Below are 20475 nucleotides of genomic sequence, written 5' to 3'. Positions count from 1 at the left end.
TATGCAGATTAAATGGGATCTATGCAGGTATGCGATAAGAATTGGCAGGTGGAGGACCTATTTTGGCAGGTAAGAGGATTTTAATCAAAAAAGGTCATAGAAAAACCACACCTAGATGCAGAATCCACGCAAAATTTCTAGATAAATATCCATATATTTGGAAATCCGAATGCCTATGCCAGGCATTTCAAAGTCGAGTTTGGGTGGGTTGAATTTGTTTGACAGATAAAGAAAAAATGTGCCAAACACCATCCAATATTTTGGTTGGTGCCTGGCACTCGTTTTTTCAGTCGATACATGCACAAAAAACTCTAACCTGAATTTACTGTTTGTTAGTCATTAAGTGAGTATTAAAGGATTTTTATTCGTAGAGGCCAGAAGGACCATCAAAAGATGGCCCTTTTTTACTTAAAATGTCCAAAGATTGTTTATCTGGTTTTATGTATCTTTGAAGTTCCCAAGGATACATTTATTCTTCATTTTATTCTTTATTCCAGGCTGCTGTGTTATTCGCAATTTCATTTTTGTAGGAATCGGCAACTGATTTCGGAATTAAGTCTTCAATAAGTAATTTATCAACAGAAGCGTTCATTTTATTAACCCAGTTTTCCCTAGTTCCATATAGCGTGTTTAGTTTGTCAGCACTAAACATGGTCATAAAATCACTTTGAACCATGTAAGTAGCTAACGGATTATCCGCAAGAGGATGACGGATTCCGCCTATAACATTGCCATGTTCATCTCTTGGGAATTTACCAGTTGCATCTACATTTACCCATTTATCATCAGCAGGTGGGAAGTATTGCTTCGGATCTGCATTAGGATTATTTTTCTTTGCAACAGCATAATCATATAAATTTTGCAACGCACCATTTACAAACATATCGATGTGCAATTCACTTTTAATGGTATTTGGCAGTGTGCTGGTCGGGTATGATCTTGGTTTTACCCCAGCCTTTACAAGCGCATCATTGTTTTGAATGATCGGCGAGATGGCATCAGAGTGAGGGGCACCAGATACCTCATAAAGTCTGAAAATATCATGCTCACTGTTTTGGTCCTTTTTTGTTTTATAAGAAGGGAATAGACCTTTACCTTCTTTGAAGCCAAATTCTGCTTGAGACATAACCACCATGGTCGGAACACCCATTGGCTTATAAATGGTTTTTGGACTTTGATCATTTGTAGCTGGTATTATCGCTGTTGGCTGAATCGCAGTTGGAACTGCTCCAACCCAATTATAGTAGCCATCAAACATGTATTCATCTGTTTTAGCGTTATACAAATATGGTTGGAACACATTTGTGTACGTATTCTCATACATACCGGATTGACTTTGTCCGCCAAGGAATACAAAATCAGGTTTAGTCCCAAGGATTTTCTTGCTTTGTTCATCATCATTTAGTGAGACACCCAGCTGTGAAAGCATATCCCAGAATAAGCCATTTTCGTATTGCCCTTCATTATCGGCGACCCAATCAATGTCTGCATAACGTACAGGATCAAATTTTTTCAACGCTGTTACATTTACATCTTTAGAAGTAATACCAATATACCCATGCCCATTTTGCATGTAGTATTCCCAGCTTCTTCTCCATGTATCTTCCATATCAGAATTATTGGAGGCGTTTAAAATATCTACATAAACTGCACCAGAGAAATTTTCCATATCCTTAGGCATTCGTACGATGATTCGATTTGTGTAATCATAAGGTCCACTTTTGATTGTGGGTACATCATTGCCTTCGACTTTTCCAAGCTCGTAAACATTGGCTTCCCCTGAAAGAAAGAATTCTTTTTCGGTATAATCATAGTCTCCCCAAATATCGACAGAGCCGACTGAATCCAGCATCGAATTATATGGATGGCTTAAGCTTGGGTCTGCCGCAACATCTGGTTCTTGTTGGTGAAAACCGATTTTTTCATAATTAAAAGGCTTTTCCACAATCTTGGTTGGTTTTGTATTAGCAGTATCGTAAATCTTTTGGGCATCTGGTCCGCCAAAGCCTTTCTTTTCATTTGCATATTTGACAAGTTTGTCATAGCCTTCTTTTATAATATATCTTTCTTTTAATAGTTTTTTAGCTTGTTCAATAAATGGCTTTTTGTAATCTTGTGTATAATCAGGATACAATTTTGCTATTTTATCAGCAGTAAAGAATACCATGCTGCCATTTGTCTCAAAAGGCAGGCCATTTCGGCTTGCATAATAAGTGGCGATCGGATACTCAATCATCGGCGCACGAATACCGCCAAGAGCATTACCATGTTCGTCTGTTTTTGGAGAATATATGGTTCTGCCATTTGAATTAGATTCGTTGTAGTTAATCCATTTGTCTTGAGCAGATGGAGCTGGAGTCCCCTTGGTTGCCCATATATGCATGTTTTCTTGAGCAGCATTTACGAAAATTTGGAGATTTAAATCGCTTTCATAATGTCCAGGATCATACACCTTTGGAGGTCTGCCAACCCCGTTTCCAAGAGCAATCTCAGCGCTATTAGGAATAACTGCTAGAGTAGGGTCTGTATGCGGTGTACCTGCCACTTCATAAAATCTAAATTTATTTTTAGCCGTCGAAGAATCTGCTTTTCTTTCATACTCAGGAAAATTTGGTATGTTACCAAAACGGTGTTCAAATTCTGACATGATTACTATATAAGGGACACTTGTGTCTGAGTATGTAACTTTAGGCTGCGGCCCATTTGAATGTACATTTGTTGTACCAGGTCCAACCAAATTCATATACCCGTTAAACAACGGCTTTCCGTTATTAGAATTATTTAGCAATTTATCAAATAATGTAATGTAAGTATTCAAATAAAAGCCTGATTGACTCTGACCAGATAAATAAACATGTTCCGGAGAAAGACCGCCTAATAGATCGCCAGCACTCTCGCTGCGAAGCTTCGTACCCAATTGAGAAAGCATGTCCCAGAAAAGGCCATTTTCATCTTTACCATTTACTTGCCAATTTAGGTCTGCATATCGTTCACTGTCGAACCTTTTTAATGCATTAATGGTATCTGTTTTCGAAGTAATCCCAATATAGGCATGCCCCTCATTCATATACCAATCATAACTTCTTCCAAAGGTATCTTCTAAATCAACACCGCTAGATGCATTTAGTATATCTACATAGACCCGGCCAGAGAATTTAGAAGGATCCTCAGGGAATCGTACAATCATTCTTGTTGTGTAATCATTGTTGGAAGATTTGATATACGGTTCATTTTTTTCATTGATACTATAAACATTTGCTTTACCGGAAAGGAAAAATTCCTTTTCCTCGTAGCCATAGTCATTCCAAATGTCTACTTTGCCGCTAGAGCTATACATAGAACTAAATGGGTGACTAATATCAGTAGGCTCGCTATGGAAAGTCATGCCCTCACCATAAGGTATTTCTTTAAGTGTTGGTAGTGCTTTTATGGAACTCTTGATCTTACCATAATCCTTGTGCGCATTTGCCTTTTCAAGTGAAGGCTGTGCCTGGTTGTTGCCATTAGTGGCGGCTATTGCCGGGAAGCTTCCGCTACTAAGAAGCCCAAATAACAATGTTGCTGATAGAGCTGCTTTGGTAACCTTTTTAGCAAATTTCATAATATCCCTCCATATTCTTTTTCTTCCATAATGCTGTATTTAACAATCACACCCCCATAAGTTGGAAACTACGTTATTTTTATGTAAACGTTTCCAATACCCTTGATTATAAAATTTTCTAAAAAGCAGTGGGCATAGGTTATTTTTAGATGAATTTGTGTTTTTTTAATATTTTGAAAAAACACTAAATTCTACCTATTACTTAATATCTATCAAGCTAGAGAATCAAAATACAAAATGAGTATAGAAGACCTCTTGAATTTGGCTTCTTTGAATGAAAAGTGATATTTCCGAACCCAATTATTTTACATTATTGATTTATTAAAGAACAAAAGACGATAATTAAAAGGGATGGCAGGTCATTAGTACTGAAAAATAGCTTTCTACTGTTACAATGAGAGAATTAATGAAAGAATATTACAGTATGTAGAAAGGAGTTCCACATGAAGCTGATTGATGAGTACTTTGAAACAGCGATGGAAGCCTGGAGTATGATGCAAAAGACTTCGGGTGATGAAGGGGCAGAATGGGCAGAAAGATTTGAACGCTACTTTTATGAATTTATCGATGAATTGAAGAAATGGTGGGCTACCCTCCATCCAAAGCTTACGAATATAGATGAGGCAGAGGAGTTACCTGAAATAAAAAAGTGGTTGGAGCAAATCCCTGCACCTGTTCAACTAAATTTTCTTACAGAATTAGAGGATATTTTGGATGGAATAGACACAGAACGTTTTGATTAAGAAGTTGAGTATGATGGAGATGTGTTGTTGTATTAACGACCAATTCCTATAAAACTAATCTGTGATTTGTACTTTATATATTGTATGCCAGATTAAATAAATATAAAAGAGGATGCTTAGCTTGGAAACAATCCAGTATATATTAAAGCATTTACATTGGGCTAATCAACGAATTCTTGAAACCTTACAAAACGGTCAAGAGAACAAGCAGGCGAATAATCTCTTCTCTCATATTCATCATGCAGAGAATGTTTGGCTTACGAGATTAAAAGGAATAGATAGTTCACATTGGGTAGCAAGATTTATTGAATAAAAACAAATGCCAGGCACCATCCAATTTTTTGGACGGTGCCTGGCACTTGTTTTTTTTATTAATTACTCCTTTAAATTGTTGACTTCATTAAACAATTCATCATAGACACCTAGAAAGGTGTCTACAAGTGGTGATTCTTCATTTTTTCTCCAAACCATGGAAAGGTCCATCGTTGCTGTATCATCTAAAACAGGCCTGAACACAACCCCTGTATTGCCATACTCAAGGGCTAGTGTTGTGACCAGTGATATTCCCATCCCTGTGGATATGAGGGTGAGAATTGTAAAAATCCCTTCGGCTTCTTGGATAACGTTAGGACTAAACCCTGAACGGTTACAAATGGAAATGATGGTATCATAGTAGCCTGGCTCATTTTTACGGTGTGTCATGATGAAAGGTTCACTTTTCAGTTCTCTAATATCTAGTGGTGATGTGGATTTTGCTAATGGATGTGTTGAAGGTAATGCCACTACAAATGGTGCATAGCCGACTAATCGAGAATTCAAGTTGCTGCTTTCAATAGGGGGACATACAAATCCTAGTTTAATCTTGTTTTCTGTTAACGATTGAATCTGACTAGCCGAAGAAAGAAATTGTAAAACGACCTCTACTTTTGAATATCTTGAACGATAGGTTCGAATTAAGTTTAATAGAAGTTTACTCAAAATTCCTGTGTACCCTATAATTAATTGACCTTTTTCACCCTGATGGATTTTTCGAACATCATTACAGGTTCTTTCAAGTTTATTAAGAATTTCATAGGAGTGTTCTAGAAAGTACTTGCCTGCTGGTGTTAATTCCGTATGCCGTTTTGTCCTATTAAATAATTTCACTTCTAACTCTTTTTCTAATTGAGCAATTTGTTGACTAAGGGGTGGTTGACTCATATTTAAACGTTTAGCAGCTCTGCCAAAATGTAGTTCTTCAGCAACTGCAACAAAATAGTGTAAATGTCTCAACTCCAAAATGATCACCTTATTTTTCTAGAATAATATTTTCTGAATATTAATGCGATTGTATCATATATTAGACCGATAAAAGAAGAAAGTGGTAGTATCAAATTATAAAACAGAAAAGTATTCAGATTTTTCAAACGATTAAACTTCGTTGGACTGAATCTAGTTTACTGAAAAAAACTCAAAAGGGGAGGAATCCAATGAATCATTCCATTCTAACTTTAAACGATTTTTTCAACAATTTGTTTCAAAATCATGGAGACAGACTGGCTGTGCATTTTCAACATCAATCATTCACCTATCGTGAACTACACAAGCAAGCTAATAGAGTTGCTCATGGATTGATAAAGTGTGGGGTAAAAAATAATACCAGGGTTGCTCTGTTATTATCCAACACTCCTGAATACTTGATTAGTGAATTAGGAATCTTCTTTGCAGGTGGAACAAAAGTCCCTTTAAACAACATGCTTGGAGAGAACGAAATTCTTTACATTTTAAATGACTCTGATGCAGAAGTTTTAATTGTTGAAGAGCAATTTTTCTCCATTATAAAAAACATCCAGATGGAATTACCAAAAATGAAGACGATTGTAGGGGTTGGCAGGACAGAACATTTGCCCTCTCCATTTATTTCATGGGAATCTTTCCAGGCGAATGAACCAGAAGCTATGTTAACTGTTTCAACTAGCCCTACGGATCTCTCGTTAATCCTTTACACTGGCGGTACCACTGGAAAGCCAAAAGGAGTAGTACATAATCATCAAGGAACCGTTCTAACCTCTCTTTCTATGGCCATTGAGACGACAATGCAAGAAGATGAAAAAATTTTATTGACTACACCATTGCCGCATGCAGCTGGACTTTATTTATACGCGGGTATGGTAAAAGGCGCTCAAATTTTTATTGAAAGTAAATTTGATCCTGAGAACGTATTGGAACATATTGAAAAAAATAAGATTACCTTCTTAAGTACTGTCCCTACCACCCTATATCGATTATTTGATTTTATGGAAGATAAAAAATTTGATGTAAGCTCGATACGAACCATTCAATATGGGACAGCACCTATTGCAGCAGATCGGTTAAGACAGGGCTTGGAAATATTTGGTCAAGTTTTTCTTCAAATTTACGGATTGACTGAAACACAAAGTGCTGCAACATGGCTTAAGAAAGCGGATCACCGCACCGATGAGGAATATCAAAAAATATTACAAAGTTGTGGTAAATCAACGATTATGAGCAGAATTAAGATAGTTGATGAACTTGGAAATGAAGTTAGCCGCGGTGAAGAGGGTGAAATTGCCGTCAAAGCACTGACAAATTTAATTGGTTATCATAAACTTCCTGAAAAAACGGCTGAAACCATAAAAGATGGTTGGTTACACACTGGAGATGTGGGAGTGATGGATGAGAAAGGATACGTCTATCTGCTGGATCGGAAAAAAGATATGATCATTAGCGGCGGCATGAATGTATATTCTTCGGAAGTTGAAAATGTCATCCAAAAGCACCCGGATGTTCGTCAAGTAGCCGTTATTGGTATTCCGGATAAGGATTGGGGAGAAGCTGTCACAGCCTTTATTATCCCTAAAAAAACTCCAATAAATGCTGAAAACATCATGCAATATTGCAAGAATAACCTTTCAAAATATAAGGTTCCCAAAGCAATTAATATTGTTGAAGAACTGCCGCTAACCCATTATGGGAAAGTTGATAAAAAAACATTACGTGCACCTTACTGGGAATTCGCAAGCAGAAATATTTAACCGTTTTCAAAACCAAAATTAATTCGAAGGGGTTTGATGATGATAGCCTACAACACTCTATTGGTAGAACGTAAGAAACCAGTCATTACGATTACGTTTAATAGACCTGAAAAAGCAAATGCCATGAATACACAAATGAATGAGGAACTGGATGAAATTATTTCTGAAATACGAAAAGATTCAGATTATAAATTCATTGTATTTACCGGCAATGGAAAGACATTTTCGGCCGGTGCAGATATGAATGAGCTATTGAACGGAATAGAAGATCATGCGCTAAGTTCTTCCTATATTAGGGAAGATCAGATTAACCGACATGAGTTTTTAAGGAAGTTTGATGCACTCGATCAAATAACGATAGCAGCAATAAATGGTCCGATGTACGGTGCTGGCTTCGTTTTAGCGATGGTTTGCGATTTTCGTATTATGGCAGATAGCGCAACAGCTTGTCTCCCAGAGGTTGAACGGGGATTATTTTTTTCAGGTGGAGGTACACCTCGATTAGTAAATCTTATAGGACCGGCGAAAGCAAAGGAATTAATTATGTTATGTGAAGTCATCGACTCTGCCGAAGCTTTACAAATTGGTTTAGTAAACAAAGTAGTACCTTCTCAGGAATTAACGTTTGCTACTGAAGAATTAATAGGTAAGTTGAACAGGAATCCTTTTTCAGCTATTCGATTAACAAAAAAAATAGTCAATGCAGCAACCCCGAGATTTGAAAATCTACTTTTTTATGAACCAGAATTACAAGAACATATGATGTTGCATGGAGAGGCGAGGGAAGAAATCGATAAATTTGTTGCCAGCCAGAAAGAAAAAAGAAGTCAAAACAGTAAATAAAATAGGGAGGAAACAAAAATGAGTAATGAATCTTTATACCAAAAATCATATTTTTCACGTCTAGGAGAATTTAGTGACTTAACCCCTGATACTTTTAAATATTTTATCAGATTTGATCATTATGCCTTAAAGGAAGGTGCAATTCCTTCAAAATTAAAGGAGTTAATTGCGATAGCTGTCGCCCATACAACTGGATGTCCTTACTGCATCGACATACATGTAAAAAATGCGAAATCTTTAGAGACTTCAAAAGAAGAAATGGCTGAAGCCATTATGGTAGCAACTGCATTAAAAGCAGGATCAGCGCTTGCACATGGGGTGAACGCGCTCAATAGCTTCGATAATACGGATGATGAAGAATTGTATAAACGAGCATATTTTAATAGATTAAAAGAGTTTTCGAATTTAAATGGTGATGTTTTCAAAGCATTTGTGGATTTTGATCAGCAAGCTATGAAGTCTGGCTTACTTAGTGTTAAGGAAAAAGAACTTATTGCGGTTGCAGTGGCACATACTACTGGCTGCCCATATTGCATTGATATTCATACAAAGGGCGCTAAAAGAGCCAAAGCGGTTAAGGAAGAGGTTGCCGAAGCGATTATGGTAGCAACTGCCTTAAAAGCGGGTTCTGCTTTGGCTCACGGTGTGAATGCTTTAAATGCTTTTGATGAATAAAAAAGACTTTCCATATGAAAGGGAGGAAAACTGTCTTGTCAAAAAAACTATTCCTATTGATCACCATAATGTTGAGTATTTCACTAGCTTTACTTGGCTGTGGAAATTCAGCAAATAAAACTAGTTCGGATAAAAACTCAGGTGAAGAAGTATACAAACTTAGTTTTAATGTTCAAATTCCAGCTACCCATAAATTTCATACCGATGTTGTTAAACCGTGGGCGGATCTCGTAGAAAAAGAAACAAATGGTAGAGTTCAGATTGAAATCTATAATAGTGGGGCTCTTGGAACACTTGCTACTGCTTATGATGATATAAAGGGTGGTGTATATGATATTGGATATGTAAGCCCGGGTTTACATCTTGATAGTAATTTATACCCACTAACTATTGGTGATTTACCGTTTGGTATTACCGATAGCGGTGTTAAGGCGAGGGTTTTGGGTAAGCTTAAAGACAAGTATATGAAAGATGCTTTTAATGAATCGACTCTTCTTTCCATATCATCTACGGACTCTTATCAGCTATATAGTAAGGAACCTGTAGAGTCTATTGCAGATGTTAAAGATAATAAGATCATTGTTCAAGGAGCAGAGAGAATCGAAACAGTTAAAGGATGGGATGCAGTACCTGTATCGCTGGGTTTGGAACAAATATATGAATCATTAGAAAAAGACACGGTTGATCAAACTACTTATACATCTGTTGGTGCGCTTGGACTTAAATTATACGAGGTAGCTCCGTATTTAACTAAAATTGATTTAGGTGCAACAACTCTTGTGTTTCTACTAAATTCAAATTCTTTGAAAAAAATGCCTGATGATCTCCAGAAACTTTTTGTGGAAGAGTTAGGTCCTAAATTAGGTGAAATGACTGGGGAAATGTACAAAAATCAAGCAGATTCAGCAATGAAGGAATATGGTGAGCAAGTAAAAAGTCAAGGTGGTAAAGTCATCACATTAGATGGTGCCAAATTGAAAGAGTTTAAGAAACCTTCAAAGAAAATATGGGATGCCTGGGCAGAAGAGGGTAATAAAAAGGGTTATCCTGGTGATGAAATATTGGAGGAATTTAAAACCTTAATTAAAGACGAAGGCGGCGCTCTTCCTTTTTAAACATCACGATATAATGCAAATATAAAAATGATTTTCGACCTAAAAACTAGAAATGGATCTTTTGAATATGATTTTATTATCATTCAAAAGATCCTTCTATCTTTTCTGAATTTCTAATGAAAGAAGGTAGAGTAATGAACCCTATTTTAAAAGTTATACAGTTTATTACCAATATTAATAAATGGGTATCTTATTTCGCTCTTGTTCTTATGATGATCGCAGTTACTTTTTTTTCTATTTCAAGAACTTTTGGCCAACCAATTATTGGAGATATAGAATTAGTTCAGTTTACAATGGTTTTACTTATTATGGGTGCATTAGCCATAACGGAACAATCAAACTCACATATCTCGATAGGACTCATTGTTGATAAATTCCCACCCAGTTTACAAGCTGCGATAAACTGCCTTTCCCAATTATTAACACTCTTGTTTTGTTTTTTAGTTTGTTGGGTTTATATAACTAAAATGAACTTTTTGCAGTCGTCTGATCTGCTAAAAATTCCTTTTTATCCTATTAAGATGTTTTTAATTATTGGTTTCATCGGTTGGGGACTTGAAGCAATTTCAAGATTTTATAAATCCGTTCGAAGCTTTTAATAAGGAGTGAGAAAATGACAGTTGAAGCGGTTGGAGTAATAGTAATTATTTCTGTTTTTATCCTTATGTTTCTAAGAATCCCAATTGCCATTGCTATGGCAATTCCTGCAAGTATTGCTATTTACTATCTAAAAGGATGGGATACACTACTATCAGCTATTGATAGTATCGTATGGTACCAGAGTTACAGCTATACTCTTAGCACAATCCCATTATTTGTTTTAATGGGGCAGTTTTTATATACTTCCGGAATTAGTGAGGAGTTGTTTGATACCTTTAGGAAGTGGTTTGGTAGATTAAAAGGGGGATTGGGGCTTGCGACTATCGGTTCATCAGCGATGTTTGCAGCAGCCTCTGGCTCGAGCGTTGCAAACACTGGGACCATGGGTGTCATTGCATCGAAAGAAATGTTGAAAGCAGGGTATAGTAAAAGCTTGACAGGTGGTTCGATCGTTGCTGGTGGTGCATTAGGCATATTGATTCCACCAAGCACAACATTTATTATTTATGGGATGATAACAGAACAATCAATTGGTGCGCTTCTAACAGCAGGAGTTATTCCAGGTATATTACTGACCATTTTCTTCATGCTTACTATTGTTATCGTTGTTATTGTAAAGCCAAGTATGGTTTCTAATATAGTAGAACCCAGTGTTAGTTGGAAAGAGCGATTTATTTCACTTAAGTCTAATATTAGTATAATTATCATGTTTATTGTCGTTGTTGGTGGTCTTTATCTTGGTTTTTTCACTGCTACTGAAGCGGCAGGGGTAGGGGCTTTAGGTGCATTTATTATTGGCTTAATTCGCAAAAAGTTAACCTTGAAAAATTTTTCAGAAGCCATTATCAGTACGATCAAAACTACAGGATTTATGTTTGCAATTCTATTGGGTGCATTTATTTTAAACTATGTGTTGGTGATCACACGCCTTCCATACATGCTCGCGGATTTCCTTTTTGACAAAAATCTTTCACCAACCATGATATTTATCTTAATCATTATCATGTACATTATTCTAGGGGCACTTATGGATACCTTAGCGATGATGGTTGTAACCATCCCTATTCTTATGCCTGTATTAGAATTGGCAGGATTTGATTTAGTATGGTTTGGAGTTATCATTGTCCTTGTTGTTGAAATGGCCTTAATTTCACCACCTGTTGGGATGAATTGTTTTGTCTTAAAAGGGGTTTCAGAAGATCTAGAATTAGTAGATATCTTTAAAGGAGCATTGATATTCATGATACCAATTCTCCTTCTCATCGTATTAGTATATATTTTCCCTGAAATTGCTCTATTTTTACCTAATACAATGCGGTAATCAGGAAGCCAAAAAAACCCGGATTCATAAATGAATCTGGGATTTTTTTATACCATAAATGTTTAAGGAATTATTCCAACTGTATGTTAACTTTATGCCATAGGCAGGCTTTTAAATTTTGTTACGATCTCTACGAACTGTTCTTCCGTCAATAAACCTAAACACTTAAGCCTCCAGTATTGGCTTTTCCACTAAAGTTGTTACTGAAGAAGATGAAATTGCTCAGTTACAAGAAAATGCAGATAAGGCTCTCTACAAATCAAAAACAAAGGGACGGAATCGAGTTGAGTTTTAGAAAGTAGTCTTAGCTTAAATTTCTATATGAACAACCAGGCACATCATTTATTAATAAGATGTGCTTATAGTCTTTGCAATAAATATTAAATTTTTAATTTTATCGAACGAAACCTCACCAACATAATGATTATCAAGATTTACAACAATCGGAACAAGCTCTTTTCCCGGAATGAATGAACGATCTTAAACATATAAAAAACCAATAGAGGTGTAATCGTAAACGATCCTTTCAAAATGAAAATAGGGGAGGATTTAATGGAAGTTCCAAGCAACGATAAACGCAGATATATGCCAGGAATTGATGGACTTAGAGCCATAGCTGTCATTGGTGTTATTCTTTACCATCTGAATATCCCTTGGTTTCAGGGTGGGTTTTCTGGAGTAACGGTTTTCTTTGTTTTATCTGGGTACTTGATTACGGACATCCTTATCGATGAGTGGAATAAAAACAATAGAATTAACTACCTGCGCTTTATGATCCGGCGGTTTCGCAGGCTGGCTCCAGCAGTATTGGTTATGATTTTTATCATTACCGTTTGGGTAACATTCACAGATCATCCTTCGTTTGAAAAATTACGATCTGATTTTTTGCCTTCACTTTTATATGTTACAAATTGGTGGTACATTTTCCATGAAGTTTCCTATTTTGATTCCTTTGGTCCGGCATCACCTCTTACTCATTTATGGTCCTTGGCGATTGAGGAGCAATTTTATCTTATTTGGCCTTTGTTTATCATTCTTGGTTTTACCTTCATAAAAATAAAAAGGTATCGGATTGCCGCTATCCTAGTTGGAGTTGTCTTTTCTGCTTGGTTAATGGCATATCTCTATATACCGGGTGAGGATCCTTCTCGTGTGTATTATGGAACAGATACAAGAGCCTTTTCTCTTCTTCTAGGAGCTGCTCTGGCTTTCTTATGGCCAAGTCAAAGATTATCTAAAACCTTACCAAAACAGGCTAGTATTGTCCTTGAAAGTGTCGGAATAACAGGGTTAGTGCTAATTATTATCATGTTTTCAATCACGTCACAATTTGACCATTTTCATTATCAGGGAGGTATGCTTCTTTTATCCATACTTACCATTTTAGTCGTAGCGGCATTAGCACATCCAGCTAGTAAGTTGGCGAAATGGTTGAGCGTTAAGCCTCTTCGATGGATTGGAGTACGTTCCTATGGTATTTATTTGTGGCATTATCCGATTATTATCTTAACAACACCGATTGTGAATACAGATGGACTAAATGTTTGGCGGATAAGCTTACAAATAGCTGCTACATTGATTGTTTCGGCTTTGTCCTATCGATTTGTGGAAACCCCCATTCGAGCAGGGCGGTTAAAATATACTCTAACAGGATATAAAAAACTGACTATCGTTCATCAAAGGATTGTTTTAGGTAGCGGCGCTGTTTTATTAGCATTCATATTAGGAATAGGAGTAGTGTTTGTCACGAAAACAAACGTCAAAGTAGCTGTGAAAACACCATTAACACTAGCACCTTTGGATGAACTAGTATTTAGCCAAGAGCAGCCAGACCCAGGGGCTGTTGAGGCAATCACAGAACCGGATTTGAAAACCGTTACAATTATTGGTGATTCCATTCTCTATGATGTTGCTCCTTTCTTTAAAAATCATTATCCAGAAGCAATTATCGATTTCCGTGTTGGACGGCAAATGTCTGAGTTGCCGGAGGTGATCAAAAATCTAGAGAGCAATAGTCAATTAGGGGAATATGTAATTATTCAAGTCGGTACCAATGGACCTTTTGTAAAAACTGACCTGGTAAATGTAATAGAAGGTCTGGGTAATAAAAAGGTGATTTTAGTAAACTGTCGAATACCCAGGCCATGGGAATCGACTGTGAATTCTACATTAGAAGAAGTGGTTAATAGTATGCCCAATACCGTTCTCGTAGATTGGTATCGTGCAAGTGCAGGACATGCGGAGTTTTTTGCAAATGATGGCGTTCATTTATCGAAGTCAGGCGGAGAAACATACGCTAATCTATTAGTGGAAAAATTGGAAGACTAAGAATTTTATCATTGAATGGACGATAACCTCAGTAATGAAACTGGGGTTTTTCTTTTAATATGTTGGGAAATTACAGAATGTATGTTCTGTTTTTGGAAGTTATGATATACTAAAAAGAGCAATAGACAAGGGTATCTCAAGGGTGGTCGGCACACTCCCAAACCAGAAAGGGGGTGCTGCTGATTGACGGTTTTTGAAACGTTTATGATTATGTTTGGATTTGCAAGTTTAATCGTAGCCATACTGTCATTTAACCAAAAAAAATAATCCACCCTTGAGTTGATGGCTCAGATGGATTATCCTACCCTAAAAGCCGACCCCTACCTGAGGGACCGTCTATTGCTGGACCGGACATGTTTCCACCATGTTCGGTCTTTTTTAATTTATTCAATACTTACTTTTATTATAACTGAAATAAATGAAAATAATAGTACTTATTTCTTATAGATATGGGGTTCTAATCGGAAATGTCGATATTTGTTTATTTTATTTTGAGTCATTTCCATCTATTTGGAAATTATAATAAACACTTCCATAATACGGAATAAGCAAATACACAGACAACAAAGGAGAGCTTCATGAGGAATATTGCTGCTTTATTTTCCATGTTAATGCCCGGATTTGGTCAACTCTATAATCGACAGTTCCTGAAGGGCGTTTTTCTTCTCATCGTAGAACATTATGATAATGTATTTGGAAAAATTAATACGGCTATTCATCTGGATTTTAACGGCTTCCACCAAAAAGCATTAGAGGCAGCCAATTTCCAATACGTGTTATTTTATCCTGGATTTTATGCATATACGGTGTGGGACGCATGGTACTTTGCAAAGCCTCATGCCAACAAAGCAAAATCCGGCATCCCTTTTTTGATTGGTGGATTTCTTGGTGAGTTTGGTGTTATCTTTGCATTCCCCTTACCAATTCCCACTCTTACCGTTGGTTTGTTAATGATCGTACCCATGATTACTGGCATGATTATTTTCAGAAATCAATAAAAAGGCTTTTCCGTACTGTGTAGTACAGCGACTTAACTCATGAAGATTGAGATAAAGTAGGATCTTCATTCTCGTTCATATTTACATAATCTAAATGACTGAGTTCTTTTGGTAATGTAATGGTGACTGTAGTCGACCTATTTGGAACACTCTTTATTTCGAATTTTCCATTGTGATTTTGAATGATTTTTTTGCTGACCATTAAACCCAAACCAGTTCCCTCTGTTTTGGTCGTATAGAATGGTGTCACTAATAAATCCGTGGTATTGAGGACAAAACTACCGAGTACACCGAAAAGATTAGTCCTCAATCCGAGGTATTGAGGACAAAACTAACTTGTATAACGAGAGGGTTAGTCCTCAATTGCTAGTTTAATCGTAGCCATCCTGTCATTTAACCCAAAACACACTTGAGTTTATGGCTCAGGTGGATTATCTGCCGTAGTTTAAAGTCAGAATTTTCTTTGCAGTAAATGGTATAATTTTCATATAAATTTACGTTCTTTGGATGTATTGGAGGAGAATTATGAAGATTGTGATTGCCGGGGGTTCTGGGTTTATCGGTCAAAAGTTAACGGATCTGCTTCTAGCTGAAGGGCATACGATTGTGATTTTAACAAGAAAGGAGAAGAAATCATCTATAAAGGTGCAGTATGTTAAGTGGCTTTCTGATGGTGCTTCACCAGAAAATGAAATAAAAAATGTGGATGCTTTTATTAATTTGGCTGGTGTTTCCATCAACGATGGGAGATGGAATAAGAGTCATCAGAAGCAAATTTATGGAAGCAGGATGACAGCAACAGATGAGTTACTACGAATCATCTCCTGCCTGACCGAAGAGCCTTCGGTCTTAATCAATGCCAGTGCCATCGGCATTTACCCAGCATCTGTAAAGAATGTGTATACCGAAAATTCAACGGAAATAGCGGATGATTTTCTAGGTAAAACTGTACATGACTGGGAAAATAAAGCGAAGCAGTTAGTTGAGCATTCGATTAGAACTGTATTTATGCGATTTGGTGTGGTGCTAGGGAAGGAAGGTGGGGCACTTCCACTTATGGCACTGCCTTATAAATTATTTGTCGGAGGGAAAGTGGGTTCAGGTGAACAGTGGGTATCCTGGGTACATGTAACCGATGTTGTTAGAGCCATCTGTTTTGCTTTAGAGAATAATCGGTTGAGTGGAGCAGTCAACGTCACATCACCTTCTCCTCTTCAAATGAACGATTTTGGTAAGACCATTGGTGCTGTTTTGCACCGTCCACACTGGTTTCCTGTACCTTCTTTCGTCATGAAAACAGTCCTTGGACAAAAAAGTGCACTCGTTTTGGAAGGTCAACACGTTATGCCTCAAGTATTAATGGAGGAAGGATTTGAATTCACGTTCCCATCACTAAAACCTGCTTTGGAGGATTTACTTACTTTTCATGTATAAGATTCAAACTTGTCTTTCTATTTCAAAAAAAAGTAGTAGCCCCCCACAATTGAGAAGGGCTACTACTTTTTCTTTTTGACCTTGACTATCCCTTTACCAAAATTGTCTCTTTCAAAATAGCATATAACAACATCATCGACTTGTATGTTATCACCCGATACGATGCTTCCTGCAGAAAAAATAATCGCCGTTCCATCATCACTTTCACCGTAGTATTGATTCTCTTTAATTTTGCTAATAGTATATTCTATAGTTATGTACTCGGAGGAATCATTGTTATCATTGGTTACTGTAGATGTGGACTGTGATTTTACTAAAACTAATACTACTAAGATTATTGAGAGTGTCCCAAGGATGATCATTCTTTTTAGCATAAAGACTCTACCTCCACTATGTATTTTAAGAGATAAAGGAGGAAAGTAAATCCGACTATTCTCCTTTTTACTTAAAATAAAACACTTTTCTTGAAAATTAAACCAATCTAACGATTTTTGATAAATTGACATATCAAAATTCTTAGACTATTATAAGAACTAATTTATAAGATTTTTACTACTAGGGGTGCCCTGATAAACGGGCTGAGAGAAAAACGATAAGTTTTTAACCCTTCGGACCTGATCTGGATCATACCAGCGTGGGAAAGTAGCCAAGTGAAAATATCCTTTTTCTCTAACTATTTTAGCCAGGTCCATTAACATGGAGCTGGCTTTTTTGTGTTTAACAGAGTAATAGGAAACTTATAAGGATACTTACGAAGGAGGAATTACTATGAATTGCAGCGAAATGAGTTTAATTTTACAAAGGGTAAGAGAGGAGAACCCGCTCGTACATAATATTACCAATGTGGTAGTCACCAATTTTACGGCAAATGGACTTCTTTCCCTAGGGGCGTCTCCAGTAATGGCGAATGCTTCTGAAGAGGTAGCGGACATGGTAGGTATTTCTCGTGCCCTCGTCCTGAATATTGGCACATTAAATAGGGAATTGGTCAGCTCGATGATTTTGGCTGGAAAAACGGCAAACGAACTCGGAATTCCGGTCATCTTTGACCCCGTTGGTGCAGGAGCTACTCCGTTCAGAACAGAAATGGCGCAACTGATTATCAATGAGGTGAAGATATCTGTATTGCGGGGGAATGCCGCTGAAATTGCCAATGTTTTAGGGGAAAAGTGGGAAATCAAGGGTGTTGATGCTGGTGAACAGCAAGGAAATAATGTGGAATTGGCCATAAACGCAGCGAAAAAGCTAAACACCATTGTCGTGATTACCGGCAAAGAAGATGTCCTGACAACTGGCGAGACAACGTACCTAGTGTCCAATGGACATCATCTGTTAACTAAAGTTACAGGTACCGGCTGTCTATTAACCTCCGTTATCGGTGCATTTGCAGGAGTGGAAAAGAATCTTGTCCACGCTGCATTATCTGCTTTAACCTTTTATGGGATTGCAGCGGAAAAGGCAATCGAAAAGGTAGGCAATATGGGACCTGGCAGTTTCCAAATCGAGTTCTTAAATCAACTTGCCCTTGTTACTTCAGAGGATATCCATCAATTCGCTTCATTCAAACAGTTATAAGGAGTGATCACCATGAAAAAAGCATTAACAATCGCCGGTTCCGATAGCGGCGGCGGTGCAGGAATTCAGGCAGATTTAAAGACCTTTCAAGAGTTAGAGGTTTTCGGTATGTCTGCTATAACTGCGGTAACAGCCCAAAATACGTTAGGGGTTCAAGCCGTTTTTCCAATGACAGCGGAGGCAGTTATTAAGCAAATCGAATCGATTGGGGAAGATATCGGTACAGATGCCCTTAAAACCGGGATGCTGTTTAATGCGGAAATCATCAAAGCGGTTTCTGAAAAAATAGAATACTATAATTGGAAAAATGTCGTGGTCGACCCCGTTATGATTGCTAAGGGCGGCGCATCGTTGCTCCAAATCGAGGCCATTTCGGCCTTAAAACAATATTTACTACCCCTTTCGATGGTCGTTACACCGAATATCCCAGAGGCAGAGGTTTTAACGGAAATGTCGATTATAACCGATGAAGATAAATGGGAAGCTGCGAAACGACTTTATAATTTAGGAGTTAAGAATGTCGTCATAAAAGGCGGGCATGATGAAGACCAAAATGAATCGATAGATTTATTGTATGATGGGAACGAATTTACGACTTTTACGAGTACAAGAGTTCTGACAAAGAATACACACGGCACAGGCTGTACGTTTTCAGCGGTTGTCACAGCTGAACTTGCAAAAGGTTTAAGTGTATTTGAAGCGGTATCGAAAGCGAAGAATTTTATCCAAGCAGCGATTGAAGATCAACTCCAGATTGGTCAAGGACATGGTCCAACCAATCACTGGGCATATCGAAAAAGAAATGAACTGAAAAGGTAGGAGAGCAGCATGTCGAAGACCGGTATTGATGCCATAAAAGAGGCATTGAAAGTCTACTTTATTATGGGCAGTCCAAACTGTAAGAATCATCCAGTCCAAGTTTTGAAAGAAGCCATTGAAGGCGGAATCACCCTATTTCAATTTCGGGAAAAGGGAATCGGAGCGTTAACGGATGATAAAAAGGTTGAACTTGCAAAAGAACTTCAACAAATATGCAGAGAGCAGCAAATTCCTTTTATTATTAATGATGATATTGGATTGGCAATCGCACTAAACGCGGACGGTGTTCATATCGGTCAGGATGACGAGCCGATAGAGGAAGTCAGAAAGAGGATTGGCAGCGATAAAATCATTGGAGTTTCTGTACATAGTTATGATGAAGCTATGACTGCTTTAGAGGGTGGAGCCGATTATTTTGGAATCGGACCTATTTTTCCAACCAGTACAAAAGAAGATGCAAAACCTTCAAACGGAACGAAGCTTATTGAAGAATTGCGAGCGAGAGGTGTAACACTTCCGATTGTTGGAATAGGCGGAATCACGGCCGAAACCGCAGGGTCAGTCATCAAAGCGGGAGCAGATGGTGTATCGGTAATTACTGCCATAAGCCATGCTCATTCCGTTACAGAAGCCGCTAAAGCATTAAGAAAAAGTGTCTTAGAAATCTAATAAAATTTCATACTAGCACTGGGGGAGCCGAAGTTGGCTGAGATTAGACTAGGAATGGTCTTAAACCCCTGAACCTGATCTGGGTTATACCAGCGTAGGGAAGTGAACTATACATCCATTTAACGGATTATTAACGGAAATGGACAACGTATAAACAGGTTATCCCCCAGTGCTAATAAAAAACTTGGAGGGATTTTTTTATGAGAAAAACACATAAGCTCACATTGACTGCGATGATGATCGCGATTGGCACACTCTCGAGTAATTTATTCTATATTCCGATTGGATTCACAAAGGTGTTTCCGATTCAGCATTTCTTGAATGTTTTGTCTGCTGTTCTATTAGGACCGGTTTATGCCGTTGCGCAGGCATTATGTGTCTCAATTCTACGAAATATGATGGGAACCGGATCCATCTTTGCATTTCCAGGAAGTATGGTTGGTGCCTTATTAGCGGGGCTCCTCTTTATGAAAACCAGAAAGATCTATATGGCGTTTTTCGGTGAAGTAATTGGAACGGGCATTCTTGGGGCGATTCTCTGCTACCCAATTGCAACTCTATTAATGGGTCAAGAAGCAGCCGTGTTTGGATTTATACCGTTATTTATTTTTAGCTCGATCGCCGGTGGACTGATTGGAGCCATCATCCTTTCCATTTTCTTAAAGAAGAAGATAGCAGTATTTACTCAAAATGGAACACCATTGAAATAGAAAGGAAGT

General features: G+C 37.5%; 20 protein-coding genes and 2 riboswitches. Of the genes, 16 read left to right on the top strand and 4 right to left on the bottom strand.

Going from position 1 to position 20475, the window contains the following annotated elements:
• Nucleotides 1–481: 481 nt before the first annotated feature.
• Complete coding sequence (locus tag J2Y03_RS21575; RefSeq protein ID WP_310198121.1) at nt 482–3601, bottom strand: alpha/beta hydrolase domain-containing protein; 3120 nt, start codon at nt 3599–3601, stop codon at nt 482–484.
• A 443-nt stretch (nt 3602–4044) separates the two neighbouring features.
• Here J2Y03_RS21575 and J2Y03_RS21570 point away from each other — a divergent pair, with 443 nt between their 5' ends.
• Complete coding sequence (locus J2Y03_RS21570; protein WP_310198118.1) at nt 4045–4344, top strand: hypothetical protein; 300 nt, start codon at nt 4045–4047, stop codon at nt 4342–4344.
• Nucleotides 4345–4465: 121 nt separating this feature from the next.
• Nucleotides 4466–4657, top strand: a complete 192-nt coding sequence (locus J2Y03_RS21565) for a hypothetical protein (protein ID WP_310198115.1) — start codon at nt 4466–4468, stop codon at nt 4655–4657.
• 62 nt (nt 4658–4719) lie between these two features.
• Here the strand turns inward: J2Y03_RS21565 and J2Y03_RS21560 are convergent, their stop codons facing one another.
• Nucleotides 4720–5616 (bottom strand): LysR family transcriptional regulator, encoded by an 897-nt coding sequence (locus J2Y03_RS21560; RefSeq protein ID WP_310198113.1) that lies wholly within the window; start codon nt 5614–5616, stop codon nt 4720–4722.
• 197 nt (nt 5617–5813) lie between these two features.
• On the opposite strand from J2Y03_RS21560, the gene J2Y03_RS21555 reads away from it, so the two are divergent.
• From J2Y03_RS21555 to J2Y03_RS21520, 9 genes are all read left to right on the top strand, one after another.
• A complete protein-coding gene (locus J2Y03_RS21555; RefSeq protein ID WP_310198111.1) occupies nt 5814–7379 on the top strand; it encodes a long-chain-fatty-acid--CoA ligase in 1566 nt (521 codons plus the stop codon).
• Nucleotides 7380–7418: 39 nt separating this feature from the next.
• Nucleotides 7419–8222 carry an enoyl-CoA hydratase/isomerase family protein gene (locus J2Y03_RS21550; protein WP_310198108.1) on the top strand — a complete coding sequence of 268 codons (804 nt, stop codon included), beginning with the start codon at nt 7419–7421 and terminating at the stop codon, nt 8220–8222.
• A gap of 18 nt (nt 8223–8240) precedes the next feature.
• Nucleotides 8241–8897 (top strand): carboxymuconolactone decarboxylase family protein, encoded by a 657-nt coding sequence (locus tag J2Y03_RS21545; RefSeq protein ID WP_310198106.1) that lies wholly within the window; start codon nt 8241–8243, stop codon nt 8895–8897.
• 35 nt (nt 8898–8932) lie between these two features.
• Nucleotides 8933–10012, top strand: coding sequence for a TRAP transporter substrate-binding protein DctP (dctP, locus tag J2Y03_RS21540; RefSeq protein WP_310198103.1), 1080 nt, complete (start codon nt 8933–8935; stop codon nt 10010–10012).
• Nucleotides 10013–10128: 116 nt separating this feature from the next.
• Complete coding sequence (locus J2Y03_RS21535) at nt 10129–10611, top strand: TRAP transporter small permease (RefSeq protein ID WP_310198100.1); 483 nt, start codon at nt 10129–10131, stop codon at nt 10609–10611.
• Nucleotides 10612–10625: 14 nt separating this feature from the next.
• Nucleotides 10626–11933, top strand: coding sequence for a TRAP transporter large permease (locus J2Y03_RS21530; protein WP_310198099.1), 1308 nt, complete (start codon nt 10626–10628; stop codon nt 11931–11933).
• A gap of 552 nt (nt 11934–12485) precedes the next feature.
• On the top strand, nt 12486–14261 hold the full coding sequence (locus J2Y03_RS21525; RefSeq protein WP_310198096.1) for an acyltransferase family protein: 1776 nt from the start codon (nt 12486–12488) through the stop codon (nt 14259–14261).
• A 183-nt stretch (nt 14262–14444) separates the two neighbouring features.
• Nucleotides 14445–14528, top strand: a complete 84-nt coding sequence (locus J2Y03_RS28980) for a putative holin-like toxin (RefSeq protein WP_396954243.1) — start codon at nt 14445–14447, stop codon at nt 14526–14528.
• Nucleotides 14529–14839: 311 nt separating this feature from the next.
• The gene (locus J2Y03_RS21520; protein ID WP_310198093.1) at nt 14840–15259 is read left to right on the top strand and encodes a hypothetical protein; all 420 of its coding nucleotides are present in this window, start codon (nt 14840–14842) and stop codon (nt 15257–15259) included.
• Between the two features lie 37 nt (nt 15260–15296).
• Here J2Y03_RS21520 and J2Y03_RS21515 read toward each other — a convergent pair whose 3' ends face one another.
• Nucleotides 15297–15569: an ATP-binding protein gene (locus J2Y03_RS21515; protein ID WP_310198091.1), complete on the bottom strand. Its 273-nt coding sequence runs from the start codon at nt 15567–15569 to the stop codon at nt 15297–15299.
• Nucleotides 15570–15784: 215 nt separating this feature from the next.
• Here J2Y03_RS21515 and J2Y03_RS21510 point away from each other — a divergent pair, with 215 nt between their 5' ends.
• Entirely contained in the window at nt 15785–16693 is a 909-nt protein-coding gene (locus J2Y03_RS21510; RefSeq protein WP_310198088.1) for a TIGR01777 family oxidoreductase, read from the top strand.
• 62 nt (nt 16694–16755) lie between these two features.
• Here J2Y03_RS21510 and J2Y03_RS21505 read toward each other — a convergent pair whose 3' ends face one another.
• Nucleotides 16756–17067: a hypothetical protein gene (locus J2Y03_RS21505; protein WP_310198085.1), complete on the bottom strand. Its 312-nt coding sequence runs from the start codon at nt 17065–17067 to the stop codon at nt 16756–16758.
• Between the two features lie 173 nt (nt 17068–17240).
• Nucleotides 17241–17351, top strand: a riboswitch (TPP riboswitch).
• A gap of 110 nt (nt 17352–17461) precedes the next feature.
• On the opposite strand from J2Y03_RS21505, the gene thiM reads away from it, so the two are divergent.
• The 4 genes from thiM (at nt 17462) to thiW (ending at nt 20466) form a co-directional block, all read left to right on the top strand.
• A complete protein-coding gene (thiM, locus tag J2Y03_RS21500) occupies nt 17462–18268 on the top strand; it encodes a hydroxyethylthiazole kinase (RefSeq protein WP_310198083.1) in 807 nt (268 codons plus the stop codon).
• A 12-nt stretch (nt 18269–18280) separates the two neighbouring features.
• Entirely contained in the window at nt 18281–19087 is an 807-nt protein-coding gene (gene thiD / locus J2Y03_RS21495; protein ID WP_310198079.1) for a bifunctional hydroxymethylpyrimidine kinase/phosphomethylpyrimidine kinase, read from the top strand.
• A 9-nt stretch (nt 19088–19096) separates the two neighbouring features.
• The gene (gene thiE, locus J2Y03_RS21490) at nt 19097–19756 is read left to right on the top strand and encodes a thiamine phosphate synthase (protein WP_310198077.1); all 660 of its coding nucleotides are present in this window, start codon (nt 19097–19099) and stop codon (nt 19754–19756) included.
• A 10-nt stretch (nt 19757–19766) separates the two neighbouring features.
• Nucleotides 19767–19874: riboswitch (TPP riboswitch) on the top strand.
• 82 nt (nt 19875–19956) lie between these two features.
• The gene (thiW, locus tag J2Y03_RS21485) at nt 19957–20466 is read left to right on the top strand and encodes an energy coupling factor transporter S component ThiW (RefSeq protein ID WP_310198075.1); all 510 of its coding nucleotides are present in this window, start codon (nt 19957–19959) and stop codon (nt 20464–20466) included.
• Nucleotides 20467–20475: the final 9 nt, after the last annotated feature.

The organism is Neobacillus niacini (genome assembly GCF_031457145.1).
GTDB lineage: Bacteria > Bacillota > Bacilli > Bacillales > Cytobacillaceae > Neobacillus > Neobacillus niacini_J.
This window is presented reverse-complemented; position numbering and strand designations above follow the sequence as displayed.

Bases quoted from the DNA above. Each gene is read 5' to 3' on its own strand.
- J2Y03_RS21575 (WP_310198121.1), bottom strand. From the start codon at position 3,601: ATGAAATTTGCTAAAAAGGTTACCAAAGCAGCTCTATCAGCAACATTG.
- J2Y03_RS21570 (WP_310198118.1), top strand. From the start codon at position 4,045: ATGAAGCTGATTGATGAGTACTTTGAAACAGCGATGGAAGCCTGGAGT.
- J2Y03_RS21555 (WP_310198111.1), top strand. From the start codon at position 5,814: ATGAATCATTCCATTCTAACTTTAAACGATTTTTTCAACAATTTGTTT.
- J2Y03_RS21550 (WP_310198108.1), top strand. From the start codon at position 7,419: ATGATAGCCTACAACACTCTATTGGTAGAACGTAAGAAACCAGTCATT.
- J2Y03_RS21545 (WP_310198106.1), top strand. From the start codon at position 8,241: ATGAGTAATGAATCTTTATACCAAAAATCATATTTTTCACGTCTAGGA.
- J2Y03_RS21535 (WP_310198100.1), top strand. From the start codon at position 10,129: ATGAAAGAAGGTAGAGTAATGAACCCTATTTTAAAAGTTATACAGTTT.
- J2Y03_RS21530 (WP_310198099.1), top strand. From the start codon at position 10,626: ATGACAGTTGAAGCGGTTGGAGTAATAGTAATTATTTCTGTTTTTATC.
- J2Y03_RS21525 (WP_310198096.1), top strand. From the start codon at position 12,486: ATGGAAGTTCCAAGCAACGATAAACGCAGATATATGCCAGGAATTGAT.
- J2Y03_RS21520 (WP_310198093.1), top strand. From the start codon at position 14,840: ATGAGGAATATTGCTGCTTTATTTTCCATGTTAATGCCCGGATTTGGT.
- J2Y03_RS21510 (WP_310198088.1), top strand. From the start codon at position 15,785: ATGAAGATTGTGATTGCCGGGGGTTCTGGGTTTATCGGTCAAAAGTTA.
- J2Y03_RS21505 (WP_310198085.1), bottom strand. From the start codon at position 17,067: ATGCTAAAAAGAATGATCATCCTTGGGACACTCTCAATAATCTTAGTA.
- thiM (WP_310198083.1), top strand. From the start codon at position 17,462: ATGAATTGCAGCGAAATGAGTTTAATTTTACAAAGGGTAAGAGAGGAG.
- thiD (WP_310198079.1), top strand. From the start codon at position 18,281: ATGAAAAAAGCATTAACAATCGCCGGTTCCGATAGCGGCGGCGGTGCA.
- thiE (WP_310198077.1), top strand. From the start codon at position 19,097: ATGTCGAAGACCGGTATTGATGCCATAAAAGAGGCATTGAAAGTCTAC.
- thiW (WP_310198075.1), top strand. From the start codon at position 19,957: ATGAGAAAAACACATAAGCTCACATTGACTGCGATGATGATCGCGATT.